At 66.3% G+C, this 22,838-nt stretch carries 25 protein-coding genes and 3 tRNA genes; 12 read left to right on the forward strand and 16 right to left on the reverse strand.

Annotated features, from left to right (window positions below; genetic code table 11):
• Positions 1-48 precede the first annotated feature (48 nt).
• From ACQFZP_RS15165 to ACQFZP_RS15185, 5 genes are all read right to left on the reverse strand, one after another.
• Entirely contained in the window at positions 49-498 is a 450-nt protein-coding gene (locus ACQFZP_RS15165; protein ID WP_211891897.1) for a hypothetical protein, read from the reverse strand.
• A 64-nt stretch (positions 499-562) separates the two neighbouring features.
• Positions 563-1,249 carry a hypothetical protein gene (locus tag ACQFZP_RS15170; protein WP_211891898.1) on the reverse strand — a complete coding sequence of 229 codons (687 nt, stop codon included), beginning with the start codon at positions 1,247-1,249 and terminating at the stop codon, positions 563-565.
• Positions 1,250-1,260: 11 nt separating this feature from the next.
• On the reverse strand, positions 1,261-1,854 hold the full coding sequence (locus tag ACQFZP_RS15175) for a hypothetical protein (protein ID WP_211891899.1): 594 nt from the start codon (positions 1,852-1,854) through the stop codon (positions 1,261-1,263).
• Positions 1,855-1,869: 15 nt separating this feature from the next.
• The gene (locus ACQFZP_RS15180; protein WP_211891900.1) at positions 1,870-2,469 is read right to left on the reverse strand and encodes a hypothetical protein; all 600 of its coding nucleotides are present in this window, start codon (positions 2,467-2,469) and stop codon (positions 1,870-1,872) included.
• A 262-nt stretch (positions 2,470-2,731) separates the two neighbouring features.
• Positions 2,732-3,163 carry a hypothetical protein gene (locus tag ACQFZP_RS15185; protein WP_211891901.1) on the reverse strand — a complete coding sequence of 144 codons (432 nt, stop codon included), beginning with the start codon at positions 3,161-3,163 and terminating at the stop codon, positions 2,732-2,734.
• 107 nt (positions 3,164-3,270) lie between these two features.
• Between ACQFZP_RS15185 and ACQFZP_RS15190 the strand changes: the two genes are divergently transcribed.
• The 5 genes from ACQFZP_RS15190 to ACQFZP_RS15210 all read left to right on the forward strand — a co-directional run bounded on the left by ACQFZP_RS15190 (position 3,271) and on the right by ACQFZP_RS15210 (position 6,081).
• Positions 3,271-3,831, forward strand: a complete 561-nt coding sequence (locus ACQFZP_RS15190; protein WP_211891902.1) for a hypothetical protein — start codon at positions 3,271-3,273, stop codon at positions 3,829-3,831.
• A gap of 223 nt (positions 3,832-4,054) precedes the next feature.
• Positions 4,055-4,801: a hypothetical protein gene (locus tag ACQFZP_RS15195; RefSeq protein WP_211891903.1), complete on the forward strand. Its 747-nt coding sequence runs from the start codon at positions 4,055-4,057 to the stop codon at positions 4,799-4,801.
• 38 nt (positions 4,802-4,839) lie between these two features.
• Entirely contained in the window at positions 4,840-5,481 is a 642-nt protein-coding gene (locus ACQFZP_RS15200; RefSeq protein WP_211891904.1) for a M23 family metallopeptidase, read from the forward strand.
• Positions 5,482-5,517: 36 nt separating this feature from the next.
• Entirely contained in the window at positions 5,518-5,736 is a 219-nt protein-coding gene (locus ACQFZP_RS15205; RefSeq protein WP_211891905.1) for a hypothetical protein, read from the forward strand.
• Between the two features lie 54 nt (positions 5,737-5,790).
• A complete protein-coding gene (locus ACQFZP_RS15210) occupies positions 5,791-6,081 on the forward strand; it encodes a hypothetical protein (RefSeq protein WP_211891906.1) in 291 nt (96 codons plus the stop codon).
• 1 nt (position 6,082) lies between these two features.
• Here the strand turns inward: ACQFZP_RS15210 and ACQFZP_RS15215 are convergent, their stop codons facing one another.
• Positions 6,083-7,885, reverse strand: coding sequence for an AIPR family protein (locus tag ACQFZP_RS15215; protein ID WP_211891907.1), 1,803 nt, complete (start codon positions 7,883-7,885; stop codon positions 6,083-6,085).
• Positions 7,886-7,934: 49 nt separating this feature from the next.
• Between ACQFZP_RS15215 and ACQFZP_RS15220 the strand changes: the two genes are divergently transcribed.
• Complete coding sequence (locus ACQFZP_RS15220; protein ID WP_211891908.1) at positions 7,935-8,930, forward strand: hypothetical protein; 996 nt, start codon at positions 7,935-7,937, stop codon at positions 8,928-8,930.
• Positions 8,931-8,990: 60 nt separating this feature from the next.
• Here the strand turns inward: ACQFZP_RS15220 and ACQFZP_RS15225 are convergent, their stop codons facing one another.
• The 5 genes from ACQFZP_RS15225 to ACQFZP_RS15245 form a co-directional block, all read right to left on the reverse strand.
• Positions 8,991-10,121: a hypothetical protein gene (locus ACQFZP_RS15225; protein WP_211891909.1), complete on the reverse strand. Its 1,131-nt coding sequence runs from the start codon at positions 10,119-10,121 to the stop codon at positions 8,991-8,993.
• A gap of 49 nt (positions 10,122-10,170) precedes the next feature.
• On the reverse strand, positions 10,171-11,019 hold the full coding sequence (locus tag ACQFZP_RS15230) for a L,D-transpeptidase (RefSeq protein WP_211891910.1): 849 nt from the start codon (positions 11,017-11,019) through the stop codon (positions 10,171-10,173).
• A 96-nt stretch (positions 11,020-11,115) separates the two neighbouring features.
• Positions 11,116-11,553, reverse strand: coding sequence for a hypothetical protein (locus tag ACQFZP_RS15235; RefSeq protein WP_211891911.1), 438 nt, complete (start codon positions 11,551-11,553; stop codon positions 11,116-11,118).
• Entirely contained in the window at positions 11,553-13,982 is a 2,430-nt protein-coding gene (locus ACQFZP_RS15240) for an FtsK/SpoIIIE domain-containing protein (protein ID WP_211891912.1), read from the reverse strand. Before ACQFZP_RS15240 ends, ACQFZP_RS15235 begins: the two co-directional genes overlap by 1 nt.
• A 12-nt stretch (positions 13,983-13,994) precedes the next feature.
• A complete protein-coding gene (locus ACQFZP_RS15245; RefSeq protein WP_211891913.1) occupies positions 13,995-14,486 on the reverse strand; it encodes an excisionase family DNA-binding protein in 492 nt (163 codons plus the stop codon).
• 143 nt (positions 14,487-14,629) lie between these two features.
• Here ACQFZP_RS15245 and ACQFZP_RS15250 point away from each other — a divergent pair, with 143 nt between their 5' ends.
• Complete coding sequence (locus ACQFZP_RS15250; protein WP_211891914.1) at positions 14,630-15,136, forward strand: helix-turn-helix domain-containing protein; 507 nt, start codon at positions 14,630-14,632, stop codon at positions 15,134-15,136.
• A gap of 78 nt (positions 15,137-15,214) precedes the next feature.
• On the opposite strand, the gene ACQFZP_RS15255 is transcribed toward ACQFZP_RS15250, so the two are convergent.
• Positions 15,215-15,421 (reverse strand): helix-turn-helix transcriptional regulator, encoded by a 207-nt coding sequence (locus ACQFZP_RS15255; protein WP_211891915.1) that lies wholly within the window; start codon positions 15,419-15,421, stop codon positions 15,215-15,217.
• A 431-nt stretch (positions 15,422-15,852) separates the two neighbouring features.
• Between ACQFZP_RS15255 and ACQFZP_RS15260 the strand changes: the two genes are divergently transcribed.
• Complete coding sequence (locus ACQFZP_RS15260; RefSeq protein WP_211891916.1) at positions 15,853-17,007, forward strand: tyrosine-type recombinase/integrase; 1,155 nt, start codon at positions 15,853-15,855, stop codon at positions 17,005-17,007.
• A gap of 166 nt (positions 17,008-17,173) precedes the next feature.
• Here the strand turns inward: ACQFZP_RS15260 and ACQFZP_RS15265 are convergent.
• From ACQFZP_RS15265 to ACQFZP_RS15275, 3 genes are all read right to left on the reverse strand, one after another.
• Positions 17,174-17,246, reverse strand: a tRNA-Phe gene (locus tag ACQFZP_RS15265).
• A gap of 79 nt (positions 17,247-17,325) precedes the next feature.
• Positions 17,326-17,402: transfer RNA gene (locus ACQFZP_RS15270), tRNA-Asp, on the reverse strand.
• 92 nt (positions 17,403-17,494) lie between these two features.
• Positions 17,495-17,567, reverse strand: a tRNA-Glu gene (locus ACQFZP_RS15275).
• A 360-nt stretch (positions 17,568-17,927) separates the two neighbouring features.
• Between ACQFZP_RS15275 and ACQFZP_RS15280 the strand changes: the two genes are divergently transcribed.
• On the forward strand, positions 17,928-19,721 hold the full coding sequence (locus ACQFZP_RS15280) for a peptidoglycan DD-metalloendopeptidase family protein (protein ID WP_211891917.1): 1,794 nt from the start codon (positions 17,928-17,930) through the stop codon (positions 19,719-19,721).
• 314 nt (positions 19,722-20,035) lie between these two features.
• Here the strand turns inward: ACQFZP_RS15280 and ppa are convergent, their stop codons facing one another.
• Entirely contained in the window at positions 20,036-20,524 is a 489-nt protein-coding gene (ppa, locus tag ACQFZP_RS15285; RefSeq protein WP_068479635.1) for an inorganic diphosphatase, read from the reverse strand.
• Positions 20,525-20,761: 237 nt separating this feature from the next.
• Here ppa and ACQFZP_RS15290 point away from each other — a divergent pair, with 237 nt between their 5' ends.
• The 3 genes from ACQFZP_RS15290 (at position 20,762) to hpt (ending at position 22,768) form a co-directional block, all read left to right on the forward strand.
• Positions 20,762-21,022 (forward strand): PLDc N-terminal domain-containing protein, encoded by a 261-nt coding sequence (locus tag ACQFZP_RS15290; RefSeq protein ID WP_104310610.1) that lies wholly within the window; start codon positions 20,762-20,764, stop codon positions 21,020-21,022.
• Between the two features lie 95 nt (positions 21,023-21,117).
• A complete protein-coding gene (gene tilS, locus ACQFZP_RS15295; RefSeq protein ID WP_211891918.1) occupies positions 21,118-22,146 on the forward strand; it encodes a tRNA lysidine(34) synthetase TilS in 1,029 nt (342 codons plus the stop codon).
• A 64-nt stretch (positions 22,147-22,210) separates the two neighbouring features.
• Positions 22,211-22,768: a hypoxanthine phosphoribosyltransferase gene (hpt, locus tag ACQFZP_RS15300; protein WP_104251707.1), complete on the forward strand. Its 558-nt coding sequence runs from the start codon at positions 22,211-22,213 to the stop codon at positions 22,766-22,768.
• Positions 22,769-22,838: the final 70 nt, after the last annotated feature.

Below are 22,838 nucleotides of genomic sequence, written 5' to 3' on the forward strand. Positions count from 1 at the left end.
CCCTCCTCAGGCGATGAAAGACGGGCCGGACGACGTCCGGCAAGTAGGTCAGTGGGCGATGCCCTGCGCGGCCACGAGCTCACGCGCTCGGAACAGAAGCCAGAGGCTGATGCGCATCTCGTCGTCGGCGCCGAGAGGCACTATCTGCACCCCGGCTTGCCGCTCGATGTGACGGTGGAGTGCGCGGCTGAAAACACTCGGCGGGGTCTCGACGAAAGCCAAGAGAAGCGCGCCGTCGGAGACGACTCCGGACCGGAGAAGCGTGAACCTCGGCGCCGCCTTTCCGGTGCCGCCGTCGGCCATTGTGACGACGATTCCGACACTGGCCGCCAGTGCAGCCTCGGCGGCCGGACGGTCCCAGAGGAAGTCCGGGTCGAGCTTGTCCACCTGGTCGATGATCGCCTGCGGAAGCGTCCCAGCGGCGCGAGCTTCACACAGCGAACGGTGTTCGTCGTCGAGCCGCGCGATGTACTCGGCGGCGGTTTCGATACCGGTCATGGTGTCCTCCTCAGGCGGTGAGAGATGGAGCCAGGGCGGACAATGCGCCCGCCCCGGTCGGGGTCTAGAAGACGGCCTTGGGTGTGGAAGAGACGGAGGTGGTGCCGGTGACGACAATGGCCGTAACGGCACCTGCCGCATCCACGGACACGTCGGCCGCCAGCGTGATTTCCGCCTCGATCTGATCGACGACGTCGAAGCCGGACGCGGTGCTGGCATCGGTGGTCCCGGTCGCACTCTGCGACACCTCCCACGCACCCGTGGACGTCAGTGGAACGGTTGCCGTGCGCCCGGTGGTCATGGTCGCGTAGGCACTGCGGTCCTGCAGGAGCTGCACGCCTGGGAAGGCCCCGACGGTCGTCGCGTCGACGGTCACGTCGCGGCCCCGCATGCCTCCAGACAAGTCGGAAGCGAGAGGACCCAGCTGGCCTGCGCACGTCACCCTGGGGTCGGAAGTCGACGTTCGAGGCGCCGACTCCTGAACCCCCGTCACGCACTCGGAGAGCACCGGCGACAGGATCTCATTCGCCTGACGCACCACAGCCGTCAGATCGAGCGCAGTCACCTGCGCCGCGGACCCGCTCGGCTCGCCCGGTGCGTCGTTCTGCGAGGGGCCTGCCGGGGCCGCAGGCGCCGCTGGGGCAGCGGGTTCGTCAGCGAAGACATCACTGAACGGCGATGCGACGCACCCGGTCAAGGCCGTGATGCTGAGGGTGGCGACGGCGGCCGCCCGGATGAATCGTGCGTGCATGTGCAGTCCTCCTAGTCCACGATCGAGAGCTTCAGCGAGCCGCGGGCGCCGGGCCCGTAGATCCAGCTGTCGACCGCGCCGAGACCGTCCCAGGCAGCGGGGTCGGCGTGGACGACAAGCGTGGTGTTCGTCTCGGGGACCTCATCAGTTGGGAGGGCCGGAGCGTCGCCTGCCTCGAGGATCTCCACGCGGTGATAGGTGTCCGCGTCGTCCCAGAAGTGCCCGCCGATCGCGTCGATGCCCGCGTCGCCGCGGGTGAACCACGCGATGTCGCCGGTCACGGGACCAGCAACTTCTCCGGCCAGTTCGACAGGGATCGTCGGGCCGAGCTGAAGGCCTGACGCGTCCGTGAGGATCAGAGTGCTGTCCCTGATGTCGATGGTTGCCGCGCCAAGCGAAGCGGAACCTGCACCGTCGACGACCACGGGGATGCGAGCTTCTGCCTCCGCCGTGCCGGTCGGAGCGGCGGCCGTTGCGTCGGTCGGTGCAGCCGTCGCCGTGGCGCTCGGTGCGGTCGTCGTCGTCGTGTCTGCGGTCGTGCACCCGGCGAGGGTGAGGGCGGCGAGGGCTGCGGCGGTGACCGCGCTGAGTGTGTTCTTGCGCATTTCTTGGTGCTCCTTCTATTCGGTGATATTGAGTGCGAGGTCGCCGCGGGTGACGGAGCCGAAAGCCCAGACAGCGGCGGACTCCACGTCCCATGCCGCGGGCGCGACGTGGCCTTTGAGGGCAACGTCGCCCTTGAAGTCTTCAGGGGATCGGACGGGGGCGTCGTCGCTGGCCCTGACGTTCACGAACTTCAGCTCGTCGTAGCCGTCCAAGTAGATGGCGTTGAAACCGATGATGTTGCCGTTCGCATCGCTGAGAATCGCGGTGACGTCGGCAGATGCGGAGGTGATGACCTCGGCGTCGACGGCGACCGGCATGGGCGCTCCGATGGGCAGCCCGGCGACGTCCGTGAAGGCCAAGGTGCCGTCGCTGAGGTCGACCGTCGCCGTGCCAAGTGCGGGTGCTGAAAAGTCGCGCTGTCCGTCGATTTCGAGGACGAAACGCGACTCGACGGCTGCGGCTGTCGGGGTTGCCGACGGAGTGGTGACCAATGCCGGTTCGGCAACAGTCGCTGGCGGTGCCTCTTCGAAGGCTTCGCCGATCGGTGACGCGCATCCGGCGAGAGTCAGGGCAGCGAGGGCGGCCATGCCCGCGGCTGCGGTGATCTTCCTCATGTCGGTTCCCCCTATGCCCGACGCGCGAGGCGCGCGTCGACCCGATCGAGCTCGGCGGCCAGCTCGGACGCGCTCCAGGCCTGCAGGGCGAGAAGCATCGTGCGGATGCGGGGGTGGAGCTTCATGAGTGTGCCTTTCAGTGGGGCGACCAGTTGTCGCGATGCCGTCATGTTATCACAGAAACCACGCACCTAACAAACGTGGTTGGGAAGGCCGCGGACGACGAAACCCCCGCCGGGGGTTTCAGGTCTGAAAATGCGGACTACGCGGTGGCCTCCTCAGTCCGACGCTTGGCGAGCGCTGCGGCCGCGGTGGCCTCATCGTCTGCCTCTTCGATCCAGCGGGCTGCGAGGTCGACGTCATCGGCGTCGGGCTTGTAGAGGGTGAAGCGGCCCTCAATGCTCTCGCCGTTGCCCCATTCAGCGGGGAGAGTGAGGAGGTAGCTGATGGTGGAGCTGCGTTCAGCGGTGTTGCTCTCGGCGAAAGCGCCGTAGCGAGCACCGCGGCGGCGGAGGAAGGAGGTCAGTGCGATGTCGATGAGGACCTGGCGGATGCCTGCCCGGTCCCGGATGGTTCCGTCAAAGGCGTAAGAATCGGCTGCGCACTCAAGGAAGAAGGCGCGGTTGATGCGCACGTCGAGGTTCCCGACGCTGACGAACAGGGTGCGAGGGGTGGTGGTGGTGGTGGTGGTCATGACGACTCCGTTTCGTTCTGTGGTGATGCCGTGGGTGGCGTTGATGCTAAGGTTAGCACAGAAACCACGCACCTAACAACAGTGCCCGCATACTAGGAGTCATGCCAATGAGCGATGCGATCGAAGTCGCGAAGAACAAGCTGGCGCGCGAACTTGCGCGCGAGGAGTCTGCCGACCCCGGCGACCCCACCATCAAGCTCGCCGCGGTCGCGGCGATGCAGTCAGAGATCCGCGAAGTAGGGGTACAGGAGGCGGTGGACGCTTGCCGTGCGACTGAGCCTCCGATCACCTGGTCAGTCATTGCCGAGCGGCTCGGCCTCGGTTCTCCACAGGCGGCGATTGCCCGGTACGGTCCAGGTGCTGACGAGCATCGGGCGAAGGCTGCTGTAAGGTCTGCCCGACGTGATGCCCTGGCTGCGTCTGCGCGTGGAGAAGAGGCGCAGGAGCTGCCGGGCATGTCCGTCGCCGACGCCGCCGCGGAGGTCGGCATCACGGAAGCGAATGCTCGCGTGAAGCTCAGCCGCATCCGCAAGGCTGCAGCTGAGGGGGATGCCCGTGCGGAGGCCGCGCTGGCGGAGAAGATCGCTGAAATCACCGGCCCCGGCGATCGGAAGTCCGTCCGAATCCTTGACCTCAGCATCCTTGGCTCACAGCGCGCTCACAGCTAGCGTTATGTTAGTGTTTCTAACAGAGACGCCGAGTGTTGACCTGCGGCTTCTCGTCCAGTGATCTGTGGTGGGTTGCAAACAAAGGCCCCTGAGCTCTCAGCTCAGGGGCCTTTGTCATGCCCACCCAACCTTGGGGATCTTCATCTTGTAATGTGCGTGGCTTTAGTGTTACAGTCGGTTCATCGGGCGAGCAAGATCGCCCCGCACCGAAGGAACCGCAGCCATGACCTCCACTCAGGCACCCCGCCCACGCAACGCACGCCGCGACCGAATCCGCCTCATCGTCGCTGGCACCGCAGTGGTCCTCGCAGGCGCCGGGGTCTTGGCCGGATGCGCGTCGCTTGGACCAGCGCTCGCTCAGCCGGTGGTGACTCAGACGGTGAGCGGTCCGCTGCCGGTTATTCAGTCGGAGGTCGCCCCGGCCGTTGAGACTGCAGAGCTGCCCGCAGAGGGTGTGGTGGCTCCGGCACTGCCGGACTACTCCAGCTCGATCCCTGCGCAGGCGATCGCAGAGGCTGCGCCCGTCGTTCAGGCAGCGCCAGCTGAGGCGGCGCCCGTCGAAAGTTCCGACGAAATCGACGTCGAGTACGCGGGGGAGAGCGCCCCGACCGCTGCGGAGTCCGCAGAGGCTTCGCAGGCTGCTGACCCGGCGATCCACTCGGCTTGGTACACCACCTACGGCAGTCAGGCTGAGCTGGATGCGTGCACAGGCGACCTCGTCTATCAGCCCTACGGAGCCTCCGTCGCCGTGGCCGCAATCCACAATTACTGCGGTGGCGACAGTATCCCCAAGGAAGCGGGCTACTTGGTCTCGATCGACGGTGTCGTCTATCGCAGCCTCGGAGTTGCAGCCGTCCTGAGCCAGTCGCAGCACACCTCGCTCGACATTCCCGCCGTTGGCGACCTGCAGATCCAGACGTGCTGGCCCAATGCGGAAAGCATGGCCTTCATCGCGTTCGAGCTGGCGTAGCCCCGGCCCGCCACAGAGACCTCTAGGAGCCCTTCATCATGCGCGCCCGAAACGCCGCCGCAGCCCTCGCCCTCGGTCTCACCGTTCTCCTCGGAGCCCCGGCAACCGCAGCCCTCGCAGCCCCGGCTGTTGGGGCGGACGGTGACACCACGACCGTCGCCGAGCTCGCTCGCTCGCAAGCTCAGAGCTTCACCGTCTCCGCCGACTCCGCGCCCGCGACCATCCGCGCTCACGAGCCTGTCTCCATCACCGTCCGCCCAGCAGTCGTCGCTCCGACTAGCGGCGCCCTGACCGACGACTTCGGCCCACGCATCAGCCCGACGGCAGGAGCCAGCTCGAACCACATGGGCATCGACCTGGCTCCAGGCGAAGGCACTCCGATCGTCTCCGCCGCCGACGGGGTCGTCTCCGCCGTCCAGGCCTCAGACAACGGAGGACTCGGCGTGCACGTCATCGTCGAGCACCCGACGCTCGGCATCCGGACGGTCTACGGCCACGCCCTCGCAGGCAGCATCAGCGTCAACGTCGGCGACGTCGTCCAGGCAGGTCAGCAGATCGCCGCCGTCGGGAACACCGGCACATCGACGGGCCCGCACCTGCACTTCGAGGTTCGCGATGCCGCGACCGGCGAGGCGCACGACCCGCAGTCGTGGCTGGCGGGGCACGGCGTCGGTCTGTAGCAACAGCTTCATCGGCGCGGGCTACGCTCAGGTCGCATGACGACGATCTACACGACTCAGGAACGGCCGGGGTTCGGCAAAAGCTACTACTGGAATGAGTACCGGCTCGAGGGTGACACCGTCACCAAGTATCGGTGCAGCAAGCACAAGTTCTTCGACGGCGACGAAAGCAATTGGGAACCTGACGAGAGTACGGTCGGGTCGTGGCAGGTTGACGATCCTGCGATGCCCGACTGGCTGCGGAAGCACCTCTAGGGCGGGAAGGGCGGCAGCCACCGCACTGTCGGTGGCCGCTGACATCCTCTCTGCATGACCACAGCCACGCTCACCCGAACGCTCGATGACGAGATCAACGTTGAGCTGGTCGACGGACAACCCGCGGTGTTCTGGTGGCGGCGGTTCCCGTACGTTGTCGAGGGCCAGCCGATGCTGTTCTACCGGCGACGGCCCGGCCGCTGGTGGGCGGGTGAGGCACGGTCTGACCGGCTCGACGATGAGTTCTGGCGGGTCAACGCAGCGCGCGACGGGTCGGCCGAGGAGCCGCAGCTCTACGACTTGAAATGGGATGGCGAACGATGGAGCTTGGTCCTGAGGTGGTGAGTTACAGATTCCTCTTCGCGACGCGTGCGAGATAGTCCCGGGTGAAGTCTGAGCTCTTGAACACTGAATCTCGCGACGCTCTTGGATTGGCGCGTTGGAACACTCGCGCTTCTGCCTCGAGGTCTCGAAGTGCGTCGAGCAGGTAGGCCTCGGTTAGAGGACGCTTCAGCCGAGGGAAGTTCACGTCGAACCGCATGTCATCAGCCTTCTTGAGCCTCAGGGCGAGGACGGCGTACCCAGCGGTCAGGTGGAAACGTGCGTTTGTAGCCTCGTCCATAATCGCCTTCGCTTGGCGGGTCGCCAGGAAGGCCTCGACGCCTTTGATGACCTCTACTGCGACGACGTACGCATTCTTGTCGAGCTTCTCGGGGAAGACGCGGTCATGCCCGCCCTTTCGCCCGAGGACTGTGCCTGGGCGGGCCCGTGCTTCGTCGGGCTGTCCAAGCAGGAGGGTGATGAGCGCTTGAGCCAGGTACGTGATTGCGATCCGCTTCTTGGCCGGTTTGCCGAGGTTGCGGTAGCGGTTCTTGCGACGCTCATACCACCATCCGTGAGCCCCGAGAATGCGCTCGATGTCATGTTGCAGTGGCTGGGTGGCGAACAGGGCCGCGGCCGGGACCTGCGTCTGTCGATTCGTCCCGGCTATCACCCGGTCTCGCAGGTCTTCGTCTGTCGACGCTATGACTCGGACGACGACACCGTTCTGCAAGCGTTCGGGGGCCAGAGTGCCTTCCCTCTGCGATCGGTGCAGCACATGCGAAGTCTGCAAACCGTTGACGATGAGTGGATGGCGGATCGTCATGACCTGGAGGGGGCTGTCAACTTCGTCCCCGAGCACGGTGATCCCGTTGTTGAGCCACCAGAACTCCGCGTTGTCTGCGGTGGCGAGGGTCGCGCCGATAGCCTCGTTGACCGTGTTGTCGCCCTCGAAATCACGGACGTTGCCTTCGAAAAGTTCGTCGCGGATGGCACCCGACTCGTCGCGAATGAACGCGAGGTAGTCCTCGACTGCTGCGACTCCAAGGAAGGACTCGGGTTCCCGAATCAGCTGCCGGAATTTGAGCTGAGCGGGTTGACTGTACTGGGTGCCCGCAAGCTTGTAGAGGGCCTCCGCGCCGACGTGCTGACACTCAACATGCGCGTTTTGCGTCAACATGCCCCGGATCTTTTCTTCCACCAGGACGCGCCGCGCTTCGATCGTTGGGGTGATGTTGTCGAAACGGCCCTTCGTTACATAGCGGACGAAGAAGCTGACCCTGGGAAATTTCGGTGCGAGGCTGACGGTTGCCTGCCGGAAGATGCGGGTGCGCTCGACGACGTCGGAGTGGAAGAGGACGTCGAGTTGGACATCGTCAGCCGACGGGTTGAGGAGATAGGGCGTCGATGCAAGTAGATGCTCCCAGGCGCCTTCTTCCCATGTGTGGGTGTTCTTTGACTGAATCAGAAACACCTCAAGCCGGGAGTTGGTCGCGACCTGACGAAGGGCCGGGTCTCCGGGAATCAGAAGGGGACTTTCGGGGGTCAGCAATGTTCCGTTCAAGAACACGAAGAAACTGTCGATGCCCCCGTCTTTGGCCTCGTCCACAACGCCGTCGCCGAGCTCGTCGGGGTTGAGGTCTCTCGGCTTGAGAACCTGCGTGGCGGAGTAGAGCTCGAACACGTCGTCAGGGTTTTCGCCGGGATACTCAGTGTTCAGGAAGTTCTGGAAGTCACTCTCGAGGACAGTTTGGTTCGCGCTTTGAATCGCCATCGCGTCTCCTGAATCTAGGGTGGCCGTACCGCTGCGGTGAGGAATCTTCGCCACGCTCAGCAACCTAGAGCGAATCGAGTTTCTGCGCGGCACGATAGGTCAGGTGACCACCCGCATTCAGTATGTCGGCAACGTGAAGCTCTCAGACCTCTCGCAGCGCCTCTACGTGTACGCGTCGGCCGCCGCCCGTAAGGCACTCGAAACGCCATCGGAAGTGGACATCCTTGGGGCGGTTCAACGTGCTTCCGCAATCGGTGAAGCCTTCGAATGGCTGACACGGAGCGCGATTGCAAAGGTGCATCCAGCGCTACTCGCCAAGCACACGGCGAACAAAGCGTCGGCTTCGTTGGTCGCGCTAACCGGGTCCGCAACAACAACTCTGCCCGCGGCAGAGCTACGGACTGTAGACATGAGCGTGGCGGTTCAGACTGTCCAGGCTCTCTATGCGTCGATGACACTTCCGGCCGCCGCGGTCGACCAAGTGCTCTCTGTTCGTAACGCGGCGGCGCACATGGCGATGTCAGACGCGGACAGTACACACGCTGCTCTAGTCGAATTGACGGCGCTGGCGAAGATCCTGCTGGATGCGGTTGAGCGATCCGAGGGCGACTTCTGGGGCGAGGAGAACCTCGACATGGTCGTTGGACTTCGAGAGAAGCGCTTGGAGCGGCTGGAGGCAGCCATCCAGATGAAGATCAGCGCGGCGCAGGCGAGATATCGAGAGCTCATCGGCGATCTGGGTGCCGAGGAGACGGCGCGCATCGTTGCGCTGCTCAACTCCAGACGCGGCCGTTTCTATGTGCCACCTGACGAGGAAGATCATGCGGAGGATTGTGTCGCCTGCCCCGGTCGGGCGATCGTCACCTATCTCCGCGTGCCCGCCGATGACGATGCTCTGGTGATGCGTGAGGGGTACGTGGAGCGTCCGGTCTGGCTCGTCGCAGAGGCACTCGTCTGTCCGGTTTGTGCTCTGGAGCTCGACGACGAGGAACTGGCGTCCTTGGAGCGATTCGAGTATTCGTCGGAGTCGGAGGACCCGATCATCGAGGATCCAGCCGACGACTATGAACCGGACTGGAAAGAGTTCTCCGGCAGATAAGGCACAGAACAGCGCCCCGCTCGGATCGAGCGGGGCGCTGTTCTGCAGGAGGGATTGGGGCTAGCCGCTGACGATCGGCGGCAGGGCAGGGGTCGAAGGCGTGACCTGCACCTCCTTCACCGGCGTAGGCGCCGGAGCGGTCGGCGTGGGCGTGGGCTCCTCAGGCGTTCGTGTCGGGGTCGGTGTGGGCTCCTCGGGCAGGAGCTCGTTCACGGCGTCCACGCGCCAAGTGCCCGAGCTGGTACCGCTGCTGGTGCTCTCCTCCGTGTACTCCGCTGCCGTGTAGACGCCGCCGCCGTCCACGCCCCTCACCGCGGATTCGACGTGGTTCCCGTAGCCGGAGCTCAGCACCAGCTCTGCTCCGACGCCTGCCGGGTCCACGCCTTCGGGCACTGCCGTTTCGGTGATGATCCAGCGGTCGCCACCGCCGTCGCCGCCACCGCTGCAGTAGTACGTGGGAAGCACGATCCTGCCCTCGGCATCCGTGGTGACGGTGAGGGTGTCGACCTCCGCGTCAGCCATGAGCTGGTCCGAGATCGCCTGGGCTGCCGCCACCGCAGCAGTCCGTGCGTCGGCGGCAACCTGCGTGAGTGCGTCCATTTCAGGCTGCATGGCGTCCAGGGCGGCCTGAGCCTCATCCACCGCCGCCTGAGCGTCGACGACCGCCTGCTCCCGCTCAGGGGTGGAGCCACCGGCGAGCACTGTTTCTGCGTAGGAAAGGTCCGACTTGGCCGTGGAGAGAGCGTTCGACGCCGGGTGCCAGAAGTCACGGCGGTAGTCGTTCACCGCAGTGTCGGCGGCGTAGAGCGCGTGCTCTGCGTCCACGCGCGTGGCCTCGAGGTCTGGCGAGCGCACTTCCTGCCAGCTGTCCAGCGAGATCGCGTGGGTGGACGCCGCGTTCGCCTGGAAGTCGATCGTGAACTCGACGCCCTCGATGGGCACACCGGTCGGGTCCTTCTTGACGATTTCGAAGTCGGTCTGCACCGGATCGCTGAGGATCTTCGCGTGGCAGAAGCCGCGCAACTGCGAGCTGATCTCACCCGTCGAACTGTTCGGCAACACGATCGCGCCTTCTGGGCTATCCGGCTCGATTGCCTGAGCCGGGGACGCGGCGATCGCGACGCCTGCGAGGGTGAAGAAGGCGAGCGCGGCTGCGGAAACGCGGGTGCGGGTCTTGGTCTTGTTGGTCATTCGGGTTGTCCTTTCCCTGGACGGTTTGGTGTGTGGATCGGTCTGGTGACTAGTTGGCGGCGATGATTCGAACAACGTCGCCCGGGGACACGATGTCGGTCAGAAGTGCCTGGTCCGCGGGCCTGAGGCGGATGCATCCAGCGCTGACTGCGCCGCCGACTTCCTCCGATGCGTGGATGCCGATTTCGCCCGCATTTCCGCTGTAGGAATCGCTGACGGTGCTGTGGAGAGAAGTCAGGAGGATCGGCTGTCCCGCGCCTTGGCGGTCGTCGACGAACTCGCTGACGACGTAGCCGACGCCGCTTGGGGTCTCTTCACCTTCGCGGCCGATACCGACGCCGGGGACTGCGAGGAGCACTTCGCCCGCGCGGTTGGTGACGCTGACGGAGCTGTCGCGAAGGTCAACGGTCACCGTGCGCGGGGCAGGCTCGATGAAGCCAGCGAGCGCGCTGTCGGGGATCCATGCGGTTGCAGATGCGGACGGGGAGTCTGCCTCTGAGGGAAGCGCAGCGCGACTCGGGATCAAGACCTCCGTCATGCCGCAGGTGTCGTCCTGCCGAACCACGATGGCGGGAACGGCAGTCTCCGGGGCCCACGGCATCGCAGCCGGAAGTACGCCTGCCAGATCGTAGGTACGGTCGCTGGTCGAAACATAAAGAGGGGCATCGCCGGTGAGTGCAGCAGTTCCCAGCGCGGCTGCGCCAAGGTCGTCAGCCGTTCCGGCGCCGGGGATCAGAGCGTCGGTGAGGGCCATCGTCGTGAGGCCGGTGGAGTCGTCCATGGAGCACGCAGACGTTGCGTCAGCCGTGCTGTCCGGTGCGGGTGCAGGGGTCGCGCATCCGGCGAGTGCGAGCACCGCAAAGGCAAGCCCAGTGGCTGCTGCGGTCTTGATCTTCATGTGGCGGTCCGTTCGTTAGGTGCGTGGCTCTACCATAACGAACAGAGCCCAGCTTGGCAAGCTGGGCTCTGTTCGTTTCTGTACGGGACCTGGGGATTAGCGCGTAGCTTCCGCCTCGATCCAATTGACAGCCCAGGGGGCGTCGCGCAGATCTTCGACACGAATCGCGACGATCAGGCCGACCGAGAATCCGCGATCACAGGCTTCCTCGAGGAGCTTGGTTGCCGACGTCCAGCGCCGGAAAGCGACCCACTCAGGGATGACGACTACACGGTCCTGCATGCCGATAAGTCGCTTTTCTTCGGGACTCGCCTGCCAGAAACCCCTCGTGCCGAGGGTTCTCCAACGCGCATTCAGAGCCCATGCCTCGTCCCGCAAATCGCGGAGCTGGTCCGCCGGGCGAACCGGGTGGAGGTATTCCACCCGGGCGCCCAGCTCCCGCTGAGCGTCCGCCCATTCATGGATGGACGGGGCCGTGTCCGGGAGGAAGACCCTGTGTCCGCGCTCCTCAAGCATTGGCATGGTGCTGGACATTACTTGCCCCAATCCGCGGACAGGTCGGGCGGCGTGAAGCCGTCGCCGCTGTCCAGATCGTCGAAGCTGAAATCGCCGAGGAGGTCGGACAGGTCCATCTCCTCCTCAGCGACCACCTCTTCGGGCTCCGCTACCTCCGTGCCAAACACCGCGGCTGCGGCTGCGGCGTTCGCGTCGGCAGAGGGAGCCGTGTAGTCGAGCGGAATGCCCGCTGGGATCGCGTGGTCCTGCAGGAGCGGGGCGACCTGTTCGGGGTTGAGCAGCCCCACCCGGAAACCTCGGACGCCCCCACCGTCGATGAAGCTCAGCGCGAAGCCAGGGCGTCCGTTCTTCAGTGCGTTCATCTCCTCGACCGCATCTGCGGCTGCGTCCGTGAACGTCATGCGCAGAGCCTCAGGGCTCGGCGGACGGCCCGCGGGGATGAGCTGAATAACCGATCCGAGGTTCTCTCGAATCTCGCCCTCGATGATCTTCGCGTCGGGGCGCTGCGTCAGCACAACGAGGTGGATGCCCGCGGACCGAGCCTCCGCTGCCATGAGGCCCATGGTGCCGATGATGGTGTCGCGGTTTTCGACCGCGGCTCCGTACGCGGTCGCCTTCGGGCCCTTCGCTTCCGCGGGCTTGATCGGCATTGCAGTCAGGCCGCGGAACTCATCGAGGACGATCAGCCACGGCTTCACTCCCGGGAGCTCCGTCCAGTCCTCCACACCGGCTTCGTCAATCAGATCGACGCGGCGGCGCACCTCGGAGTAGACCGCTTCCATGACGGCAGCAGCCTGCGCCTTGGAGTCGGTGGCCCACACCTTGACGTGCGGCTGAAAGTCGCGCAGACCCGCGCCCTTCTTTGTCGGGTCGATGTAGACGACCTCGAAGCCTCGGGCGAGTGCCTGCAGGACCAGGAGTCGAGAGGCGACGCTCTTGCCGGAGCCCGTTCCGCCGACGATCAGCGAGTGCGGGCCTGCCTTGAGGTCGAGAACCGCCTCGGTTCCGGCGTCGGTGCGTCCCAGGGGAATCTTCGACCAGGACACAGCTGCGCCCGGAGCTGCGATCAGCTCGGCAGCGGGCACCAGCGCCGGAAGGCGGCGAGGCGGCCGATGCGTGAGTACCGCCGTGCCGGTTCCCGGTTCTTCTTCGACGGTCCAGTCGGGGTGTCCACCTGGGACGCGGTGGAGGGCTTCCTGCCACGCAGCTTCGCGCCTTGCCGTAAGCGTCCCCGCGGGGATGCGACGAACAGTGATGCTTCGGACTGGGGCTTCGTCGTCTTCCTGATCCTCAAGCTCAACCTCAATCGCCCACGGGCGGTCGGCGATGCCGAGTCCGGCGGCGACGGCCGTGCGAACCGCGAGCTCGGTCTCAGACAGCTCGTCGAGAACCGCCCGTCGCTTCAGTGGCGCCCACTCGATGAGGGTCAGGCCTTCGTTCTCCGCGAGCAGGTTTGCCTCTTCAGCGCGGGCGGGAGAGACGCCCTCGGCCAGCTGCCAGACAACGCGGCCGTCAGGCTGTGTCTCGCTGGCCTCCACCATGCCGTTCGACGCGGCGAGGAGCGCGCGACGGCGCTCAACTTCCGGCGTCAGCGGGGTGAGGACAATCGCTTCATGGTCGAACCTCGACGCGTGCAAGTTGGGGAAGACGCTGGATACAGCGCCGTCGAAGACCTCAAGGCCCTTCCGGCCCACGTCAATCACAACCCCCTGCGGAACCGGGCTGATTGTGAAGCCCTCATCCTCGTTGTGCGGCGCGAGGATGCCTGCGGCGAGGACCTTCTCTGCGGTGTTCAGATGACCGCCGAGCAGAGCGGCAACACCCGCGGCGACCGCGTACGAGCGTCGCTCGATGTGTGCGGCAGTCTCCTTGTGTTCTGAGCCGACTTCGCGCGCGAGGGCGGCGCCGACCAGGACGGGCGCGAGGCCAGCCCAGAATCCGTGCGCCAGTTCGGACGGCAGGCGTGCGCCAGTTGCCGATGCGATGGCAGCGACGACAATAAGCAGCACGACAACGCCGAGGCCGCCGACGGCCACCCAGCCCGCGATGCGCCAACGGTCAGAGGTGCGAATCAGACTGGCCGCGCGGCCGACAAGGTCGCGGAGTGGCAAGCCGTATGGACGTGCGCTCCAGCGAGCGATGACGACAAGCATCAGCGGGATCGTGACGATCTGGCTGAACGGCACCAGGGAGAAGAGGAGCACCATGCCACCGCTGGCCCACAGAAAACGACTGATGGCACCCAGGATCGGGTACGTCTTGAAGTCAGGTGGGTCGAGACGGTCGCGGTCGAGCTTTCGCGGGGAGAGGGACATCGGTCCGTAGGCGAGCAGGATCCAGGGCCAGACGATCAGGCTCAAGAGAAGCTGCTCCTGAGCCCACTGCCCGAGGGTGCGGGGGCGGAGAAGCCGCTGCGGCGGCGGTGCGTTGACAGTTGGGATGACCATTTCGGTGCCTTTCTAGAGGTACTGCGGGGTGACGGCGTTCAGGCCGCTGCGCATCGGATGACGACGGGGGAGGCGCGTGCGTGCGTCGCGTGCGTGGGCGGAGAGCTCAGCGTCGATGGACTCGTCGGCGATGAAGCCGCGGGCTTCCGAGGGTTCGCGGCCTTCGATCCGCTCGAGCAACTCAGCGGCGAACGCGCCCAGCGGGTCGTCGTCATCAAGCTCGGCGATGCCCTGTTGCAGGAACAGTTCGGCGAGGCCGCTGATGCGCACGAGCACCGGCACGCCGGGCTCGCGTTCGGGTGCGAGTCCGGAGGCGATGTAGGCATCGAGGTCATCGAGGTGGATGCGCCAGTCGCGGCCTGGCTTGAGCACGCGGATGTGCAGCTCAGCGAAGCGGCCGCTGTGGATCATCCGCAGCACGGTCGACTTGCTCATGCGCAGCCGCACAGCGGCCTCCTCGACAGTGGCGAGCTCCCACTCGCCGACCTCTGTGTGACCCTGCATACTCATCCTGACTCCGATCTGTTTTGCCTCATGTGAGGCGGAATGCACCCATCATGCCACGCAATGACGCGAAAGTCACCTAATGAGGCGATATGAAGAGACTTGCTACGATGCTTTCTGCCCCACGCGGTACGCTCAGGGACATGCCTGACGTCCCCGACCGCATCCCCGGAACAGCCGTTCGAGCAGCGCGAGAGCTTCGCGGCTGGACGCAGCAGCAGCTGGCTGACGCCATCGGTGCGCCGACCCGCAGGGTGGTCGTCGCCATGGAAGCCAGGGGAGTACCGGTCGCTTGGCGCCGTGCGATCACGCAGGAGCTCGGCGCCGAGCTGGCACAGGCGTCGACCGGCGAGGTCTCCGTCATGACCGGCGAGGAGCTGCGGGAACGGCGTCAGGCGGCGGGGCTTTCGCGAGAAGAACTCGGAGCCCGCATCGGTGTCTCCGGCATCACGGTCGGTGGCTGGGAGTCCTCCCGCGGGGTGCCAGCGCGACGCATCGCCGCGCTCGAGACGGCTCTGTCCGGAGGTGCGCCTATAGGAGAGGAACCGGCGGGGGAGTCGGAACCGGAGTCGACGACACAGGTGCTGGCGCGGTTCACCACGGCGGAGCTCGCAGAAGAGATTGCACGACGTGCCCGCGAGGGATCATAGGGGCACCACCACGCACGAACGCCCCGAGCTCAGGGAAGAGTCGGGGCGTTTATGTTGGAGTCGGCGGACAAGCGACGGTCATGCAGCCTCCTGGGATTCGAGCTCGGAGAGCCAGGCGTCGACAGTGTGCAGGCGCCAGCGGGTGAGCGCGCCGAGCTTGATGCTCGGAGGGAGCGGCTTGCCTTCCTGGCGCCAGCGCCAGATGGTCGACGTGTCTACGCCGAGGTACTCGGCGAGCTGTTGCTGATCCAGCAGGGGTGCTGGGGTGATCTTCGTTGTGGTCATGGGTTCCTCCTTCCTGTCGGGTGGTGATCGCTGGGAAGTATGGAGTGGCCCCTCGTTTTGACGCTCGCTCGCCCGTTTCGTGACCAATCCGTGATCTTCGACCGGCTTCGTCGTCCCGCTCGGTCGGCCCCGTCAAAACTCACAGGAAGCAATTTCGTCGTCGACGGCGGCCGCTCCCGCCCTGGGTAAGAGGACGTGTCGCCGTCCGACAAGCGATGCCCCGACTTCCGCGGAATGACGGGGAAGTTGGGGTCTCCCAGATTTTCTGCCATGGGGTGCCCATGCCGGAGGGAGAGGGCTCCAGCAGGCGGGGTGCGGGCCGTCTGAGCGGTCCCGATTTCGGTGACTTCCCCTCCCCGGAGCGGTGAAAATGCGGAGCCACCCCATACTTCCCGGCGATCCAGCCACCACACCGAGGAAGCCCACGCACCATGTCCAGACCACGAACCCCGATCGGCGCACACGGCGCCATCCGCATCGACCGCATCACGCACCGGGGCGAGGAGCGCATCCGCGCACGCACCCGCGTGCGGACACAGGACGGCCGGTACGTGCAGATCGAGCGCCTCGGCACGAGCGAGGCGGGGGCGACCGCCGCAGTGAAGAAAGCCGCGCTCGAACGCTCCGTCGCGGTCACCGGCTCCGATGACTTTTCGCCGTCGATGACGCTGAACGCGCTCGCCGCAGCCTTCATCGCCGACTGCATCGCGGCCCGCCGGAGCTCCGGCACGATCCGTCAGTACCGATCGGTGGTGGACACGCATCTCAAGCCGCGCGGGGCGCTGACGCTGGGAGAGCTCACGACTGGTCGACTCCAGCGCATCGTCGACAGCATCGACGGGGAGGGTTCCCGCGCCAACGTCCGCCGGGTGCTCTCCAGTGCGCTGTCGCTCGCCGTCCGCAACGACGCCCTGGCGAAGAACCCCATGGAAGGGGTGCGTCGGGAAACGACCGGCGTGAACAGTGACCGCACGCATGTTCCGCCAGAGTCGGTCGACAAGTTCCTCGCCGACATCTACGCGAACGAGCACCTCCTCCGCAACGACGCGGCGGAGCCCAGCGAGCTGATGATCCTCATGGGGCTGCGCGTGGGGGAGCTGTGCGCGCTTCAGTGGTCCGACATCGACTTTGACGCGGGCACGCTGCAGATCGAAGCCACCGCCGTGCGGGAGAAGGGGATCGGCATGCTCCGGCAGCCCGCGCCGAAGACCGACGCTTCCCGGCGCACTTTGGCGATCCCGGCACGAGCGAAGACGCTTCTGCTCGCGCGGTTCGAACGCATGGGGAACCCCGGCGCGGGCGAATCGGTGTTCCTTTCCGTTCGGGGAACGGTGCGGGATCCGCAGACCATCACCAAGGCGGTCGGCGCAGCGGGCGCGGCGCTCGGCTTCCCACGCATCACGTCGCACAGCTTCCGACGGACCACTGCGACGTTGCTCCACGCAGCCGGGCTGTCGGCGAAAGACATCGCCGACTTCCTCGGACACAAGAATCCGGCCATGACCGAGGCCGCGTACATCCAGCGTCAGCAGGGCGCGGCGCGGGCGGCGGCTGCCATCGACCAGGTGGTGGCAGCGGCGTCGTGACCGACTACGCTCAGACGCAGAAGAAGGCCTCGACGACAACGTCGGGGCCTTCGGTGGTTCGTGCGGCGGCAGTTTCAATCTGCGGAGTAAATGCGGAGTTGGCTCCTGAAAACCAAGCCGCAGACGCAAAGAAACCCCGCCATGTAGAAGCTAGGCGGGGTTTCAGTGGCTCCGACGGGCGTCGATCCCGTGACCTCACGATTTTCAGTCGTGCGCTCTACCAACTGAGCTACAGAGCCGGAGGCTGATGCCTCGTGGCGACGCACTGATGTTCGTCGCCGTTGCAAATTGCCCTCTTCGAGAAGAGGGCAAGATGCTTGGCGACCCTGACGGGACTTGAACCCGCGACCTCCGCCGTGACAGGGCGGCGCGCTAACCAACTGCGCTACAGGGCCTTACTGTGGTGTCTCAGCCTGGGCTGATCCATTCGTATTCGATTGCGACAGTTCAATGTACAGCATCCCAGCACCTGGTGTTGTCACGACCGTGACCCCAACGGGATTCGAACCCGTGTTAACGCCGTGAAAGGGCGCCGTCCTAGGCCGCTAAACGATGGGGCCGAGTGCTTGTAGCTGACTTGACTACCGAGAGAAGAGCATAGGGGCGTTTTCGGCTCGCGGCAAATCCGGTGCCGCATCGCGGCTCGTTCGGCGTGTCGCGCCGGACGTGGTCTCCTGCGCGCGCAGGCTTCCACGTATCCGGATGTTCCCCACGAGGCGCGGGATTCCGGCCCACACGACGACCCGATACAGGTTTCCTCACCCGGGTCTCTGTGACGCGCTAGGCAGATGTTGACAAACTTGTTACTGTTTCTCGTGTTGTTGGTGTGAAACGAGTGACTGCAGTGGTAAATGCAGTCTCGCGTTGCCGCAGAGGCGTCCGCCTCGTTCCGCACCCAAGATCCATCACGAGGAGAGCGAATGCCCGCCACCAGGAGCCGGAAGCCCCTGCGACTCCGCGACCGCTGGCGTACCCCGCTCGTGGGCGCAGCATCCGCCGCCGTGCTGGCCGCGCTTGCGCTCTCCGCCGGCCCCGCATTCGCCGCCGACGATGACTACGCCACATGGGAAGACGTCGTCGCCGCCGAGGGCAACGTCGACCGCCAGGAATCGCTCATCAGCGAGATCGAGCAGCAGATCGCCGACCTCGACGCAATGGTGACCGCAGCAGCCTCCGAAGCGCAGGCCGCTGGCGAAGAGCACGGCAAGGCGCAGACCGCGTCGAGCGAGAAGTTCGCCGAGGTCACGATCCTGCAGGAGCAGGCGGATGCGGCCGAAGAGAAGGCCGCGACGTCACGCGAGAAGGCCGGTCAGCTGGCTGCCGCCATGAGCACCCGCGGCGCAGGCGACCCCAAGCTCGCCCTCTTCCTCAACCCAGGCGACGCCGACACGCTGCTCTACCAGCTCGGCACCATCAGCAAGCTCTCCGAGCAGACCGACGGCATCTACAACCAGGCCGTCACCGAGAAGAACACGGCAGACGTCCTCGGCACCCAGGCGACAACCGCGCACGACGAGCTCGCGAAGCTCGAAGCCGACGCGAAGACCAAGTTCGACGCCGCGCAGGCCGAGCAGGTTGTCCTCCAGAACGAGAAGTACCTCGCCGACAACAAGAAGGCCGACCTCCAGGCCATGCTCGCGCCGCTCAAGGAGAAGCGCGACGTCACCGCCAGCGACTACGCAGCCGGTGAGAAGCTCCGTCAGGAGCAGGTCGCGCAGACGAACCGCGAGCGTGCAGAAGCCGCGGCCGCCTACCAGGAAGAGGCGTACCAGCAGGCCGTCGCCGACGCTGAAGCAGCCGGCGTCCAGGCGCCAGCCAAGCCCGACATCTCCACGGACGTCCCAGAGGCATCCGCCCCGCTCGCGCCAGCAGACCAGACGGACACCTCTGTCGCCCCGGAGTCGCTGCGCCCGCCGGCACAGGCTGCACCTCCTCGCCAGCCCTCTGCCCCGCCGACGGCCACGGCAGACCCGACTGCGCCGGTCGCGCCCCAGCAGCCGACCACTCCCGCCGAGTCGCCCGCCCCGAACCCTGACCCCGTCAAGCCAGCGCCGACCACGGACCCAGCGCCGACCACGGCCCCGGAGCCGACGCAGGCCCCGGAACCGACGCAGGCCCCGGAGCCGACGACCGCGCCGCCGACCACGGCACCCGAGCCCGACCCGACGAAGCCCGACATCGAGATCCTCCCCGAGGAACCGCAGAAGCCTGACGTCGAGCTCGAGCCGGAGCCCGAACCCGAGCCCGAGGTTGTCGCACCGACCACTCCGGAGACCCCGAGCGGCGTGCTGGCCGGCTACTACGGACCGATCAGCAGCGGCGTCGTCACCGACGAGTACGGCATGCGCCTGCACCCGATCTTCGGCACCTACCGCATGCACAACGGCCTCGACCTCGGCGTCAACGGCGGCACCTGCGGAGCCCCGCTCTACGCAGTGCACAGCGGCACGATCACCTACGCCGGCTACAACGGCGGGTTCGGCAACCACGTCGTGCTCGACTTCGGCAACGGCACCCAGGTCTCGTACTCGCACATCATGGACGGTGGCATCAACGTCTACGTCGGCCAGACCGTGAACGCCGGTGACGTGCTCGCCTACGCCGGAACCACCGGCTCCTCCACGGGCTGCCACCTGCACTTCGAGCTGAAGTACTGGGGCACCCTGATGGACCCGAAGCCGTGGCTCGCCTCGGCAGGCATCTACTACTACTGATCCCCGCTCGCACTGGCTGACCCAGCGCGCGCAGAAGGGCGGCTCCTCGCTTCGGCGGGGAGCCGCCCTTCTGCGTCTGACGTCGGCGGCGGTTGCCTGCACGACGATCCTCGCGCTCGACGTCTGTCCAACATCAGTGCGATTTCGTGCGATTCCGGGCCCTAGGGGCCGCAGATCCCCGATATTGCACTCATGTTGGACAGCCGCAGCCGCAGCCGCAGCCGCAGCCGCACCGGGCGCACGAAGAAGCCCCGCATCCACGTGGGATGCGGGGCTCTCGTCAGCCTGCCGCCGGACGAACCGGCGAACGGTGCCTACTCGGCTGGCTTGTACTGCGCGATGGAGCGCTCGATGATCGCCTCGGCGGCGGCGGCGTCGCCCCAGGCCTCGACCTTGACCCACTTGCCGGGCTCGAGGTCCTTGTAGTGCTCGAAGAAGTGCTTGAGCTGGTCCTTGGTCGAGTCGTCGACGTCGCCGAGGTCCTGGATCTTGGCCCAGCGGGGGTCCTTCGCGGGGACGCAGAGGATCTTGTCGTCTCCGCCTGCCTCGTCTGCCATGTTGAGCACGCCGACGGGGCGCACCTTGAGGCCGACGCCGGGGAAGAGTGGGTACTCGAGCAGCACGAGCGCGTCGAGGGGGTCGCCGTCGTCGGCGAGGGTGTGCTCGAAGAAGCCGTAGTCGACGGGGTACACGAACGGCGTGAAGAGCACGCGGTCCAGGAAGACGCGGCCGGTCTCGTGATCGACCTCGTACTTGTTGTGGCTTCCGCGTGGGATTTCGATGACGACGTCGTAGCTGCCCATGGCGCTCCTTCGTTGCGCCTGGCGGCGCTCATTCTCTGTGGCTTGTCGGCGGGGCCCTGTGGGGCGCTGCTCGCCGCACGAAACCGTTGGTCTCGTTCGGCTTCAGGGTAGTGGATGCGCCTCTGTTGGGGGTGCGGATACGCGCTTTCCGTCGGCATCGGCGGCGGCCGATGCCTGCGCCTCGCCTTGTGACGCTCCGCTGGAGCGGCGGCGACGGATCGTGGCATGCTGGTCTGCATGGCTGATCTCAAGGAAGCGCTGCACCTCGATCCGTTCATCCCGCTTCGGGAGGGGACGGGCCAGGCGCTTCCGCACGCGTTGTCGCTTGGGACGGCTCTTGTCGCCGGAGTGCAGTTCACCCTCCTCGCCGCGGCGCTCTTGAGCCTCGTGCGTCGCAAGCCGACCGAGGTGCGCGGTTCGCGACTCGCGTGGGGTGCGTTCTCGCTCGTGAACTTCGTGGGTCCGATCTCGTACTTCCTCTTCGGCCGCAAGCGTTGAGCCTGCTGCCCGCCACCGCGCCTCGCTGCCCCTTCGGCGGCGCTTGTTGCGGCTCCGAGCGTGACGGTTCGCGCGGGCGCGTTTAGGCTGTACCTGTGTCAGATCGCCCTCGCCTCACTCCAGCAGTCGCCGACCTTCGCCGAGCCGTCCGTGGTTCGCTCCTCGGGCGTGTGCAAAAGGGCGACCGTGTGCTCGTCGCCCTGAGTGGCGGACCCGACTCTCTCGCTCTTGCCGCTGCCGCCGTCTTCGAGGCCAAGCGCCTCGAGGTCGAGGCTGGCGCGATCATCATCGACCACGACCTGCAGGAGGGTTCGGCGAAGATCGCCGAGCACGCTGCGGAGCAGGCGGCTGAGCTTGGCCTCGCCCCGGTGAGCGTCGTGCGCGTCAATGTCGAGGACCTGGGGGCCGGCCCTGAGGCGTCTGCCCGCGTGGCCCGCTACGAGGCCATCGAGGCCGTGCGCGTCGAGACCGGCGCATCCTGGGTGCTGCTCGGCCACACGCTCGACGACCAGGCCGAGACGGTGCTGCTGGGCCTCGCTCGCGGCTCCGGCGCGAAGAGCCTGCACGGTATGGCGCCCGTCACGGGAACGCTGCTGCGCCCGCTGCTCGGCCTGCACCGCCAGGTGACGGTCCAGGCGTGCGAAGACCAGGGCATCACGCCGTGGATCGACCCGCACAACAGCGACCCCGCCTACACCCGCGTCCGCGTGCGCGACTCGGTGCTGCCGCTCCTCGAGAAGGAGCTCGGCCCCGGCATCTCCGAGGCGCTCGCCCGCACGGCGACGACGCTCCGCGAAGACTCGGAGACGCTCGATGCGCTTGCTCTCGAGTGGGCGCACGAGATCGTGAACACCGATGATGACGGCCGCATCTCCCTCGACGTCGGCGGCATCGTCGCGCAGCCTCCCGCGCTGCGCCAGCGCATCTGCCGCATCGTCGCCGAGCAGGGCTTCGGCGTCTCCCTCACGCGTCGCCACACGATGGCCGTCACGGCCCTCGCGACGGAGTGGCGCGGTCAGGGCCCGGTCGACCTCCCCGGCATCCGGGTGGAGCGCGAGAAGGGTCGCATCCTGTTCGGTGCGACGGCCTCCGCGCACGACGACCACCTCGACGAGACCGCCTAGCTTCACCCGTTCCGCCGCACACCACGTTCGTCTTCTCGAGCGCTGAAACACCCCAGGAGCCAGGATGCGCGCCACTGATATCCCGAACGACGTCCGCGAAGTCCTCATCACGGAAGAGGAGATCCAGGCGAAGCTCGCTGAGATCGCCCGCCGCATCGAGGCTGATTACGCCGAGTGCGAGCCGCTGCTCATCGGCGTGCTTAAGGGCGCGGTCATGGTCGTCTCCGACCTGTCCCGTGAGCTGACGATCCCGCTGAAGATGGACTGGATGGCCGTGAGCTCCTACGGCTCCGGCACCGAGTCGAGCGGCGTCGTGCGCATCCTGAAGGACTTGGACACCGACCTCACGGGCCGGCACGTGCTCATCGTCGAGGACATCATCGACTCGGGCCTCACGCTGTCATGGCTCAAGCAGAACCTCGAATCGCGCGGCCCCGCATCCGTGGAGATCTGCACGCTGCTGCGCAAGCCGGAGCGCCTCAAGTCGGATGTGCCCGTGCGCTACGTCGGCTTCGACGTGCCCAACGAGTTCGTCGTCGGCTACGGCCTCGACTACGACGAGCAGTACCGCCACCTGCGCGACATCATCGTGCTGCAGCCGCACGTGTACGGCGGCGAGTAGGCGGGGTAGCGCGACCCGGTGCATCCGCGCGCCTTCAGCGAACACTGGAGACCCGTGTCGGTGGTGCCGA

Origin of the sequence: Pseudoclavibacter sp. Marseille-Q434, from assembly GCF_050315415.1 — a bacterium.
Taxonomy (GTDB): Bacteria; Actinomycetota; Actinomycetes; order Actinomycetales; family Microbacteriaceae; genus Pseudoclavibacter.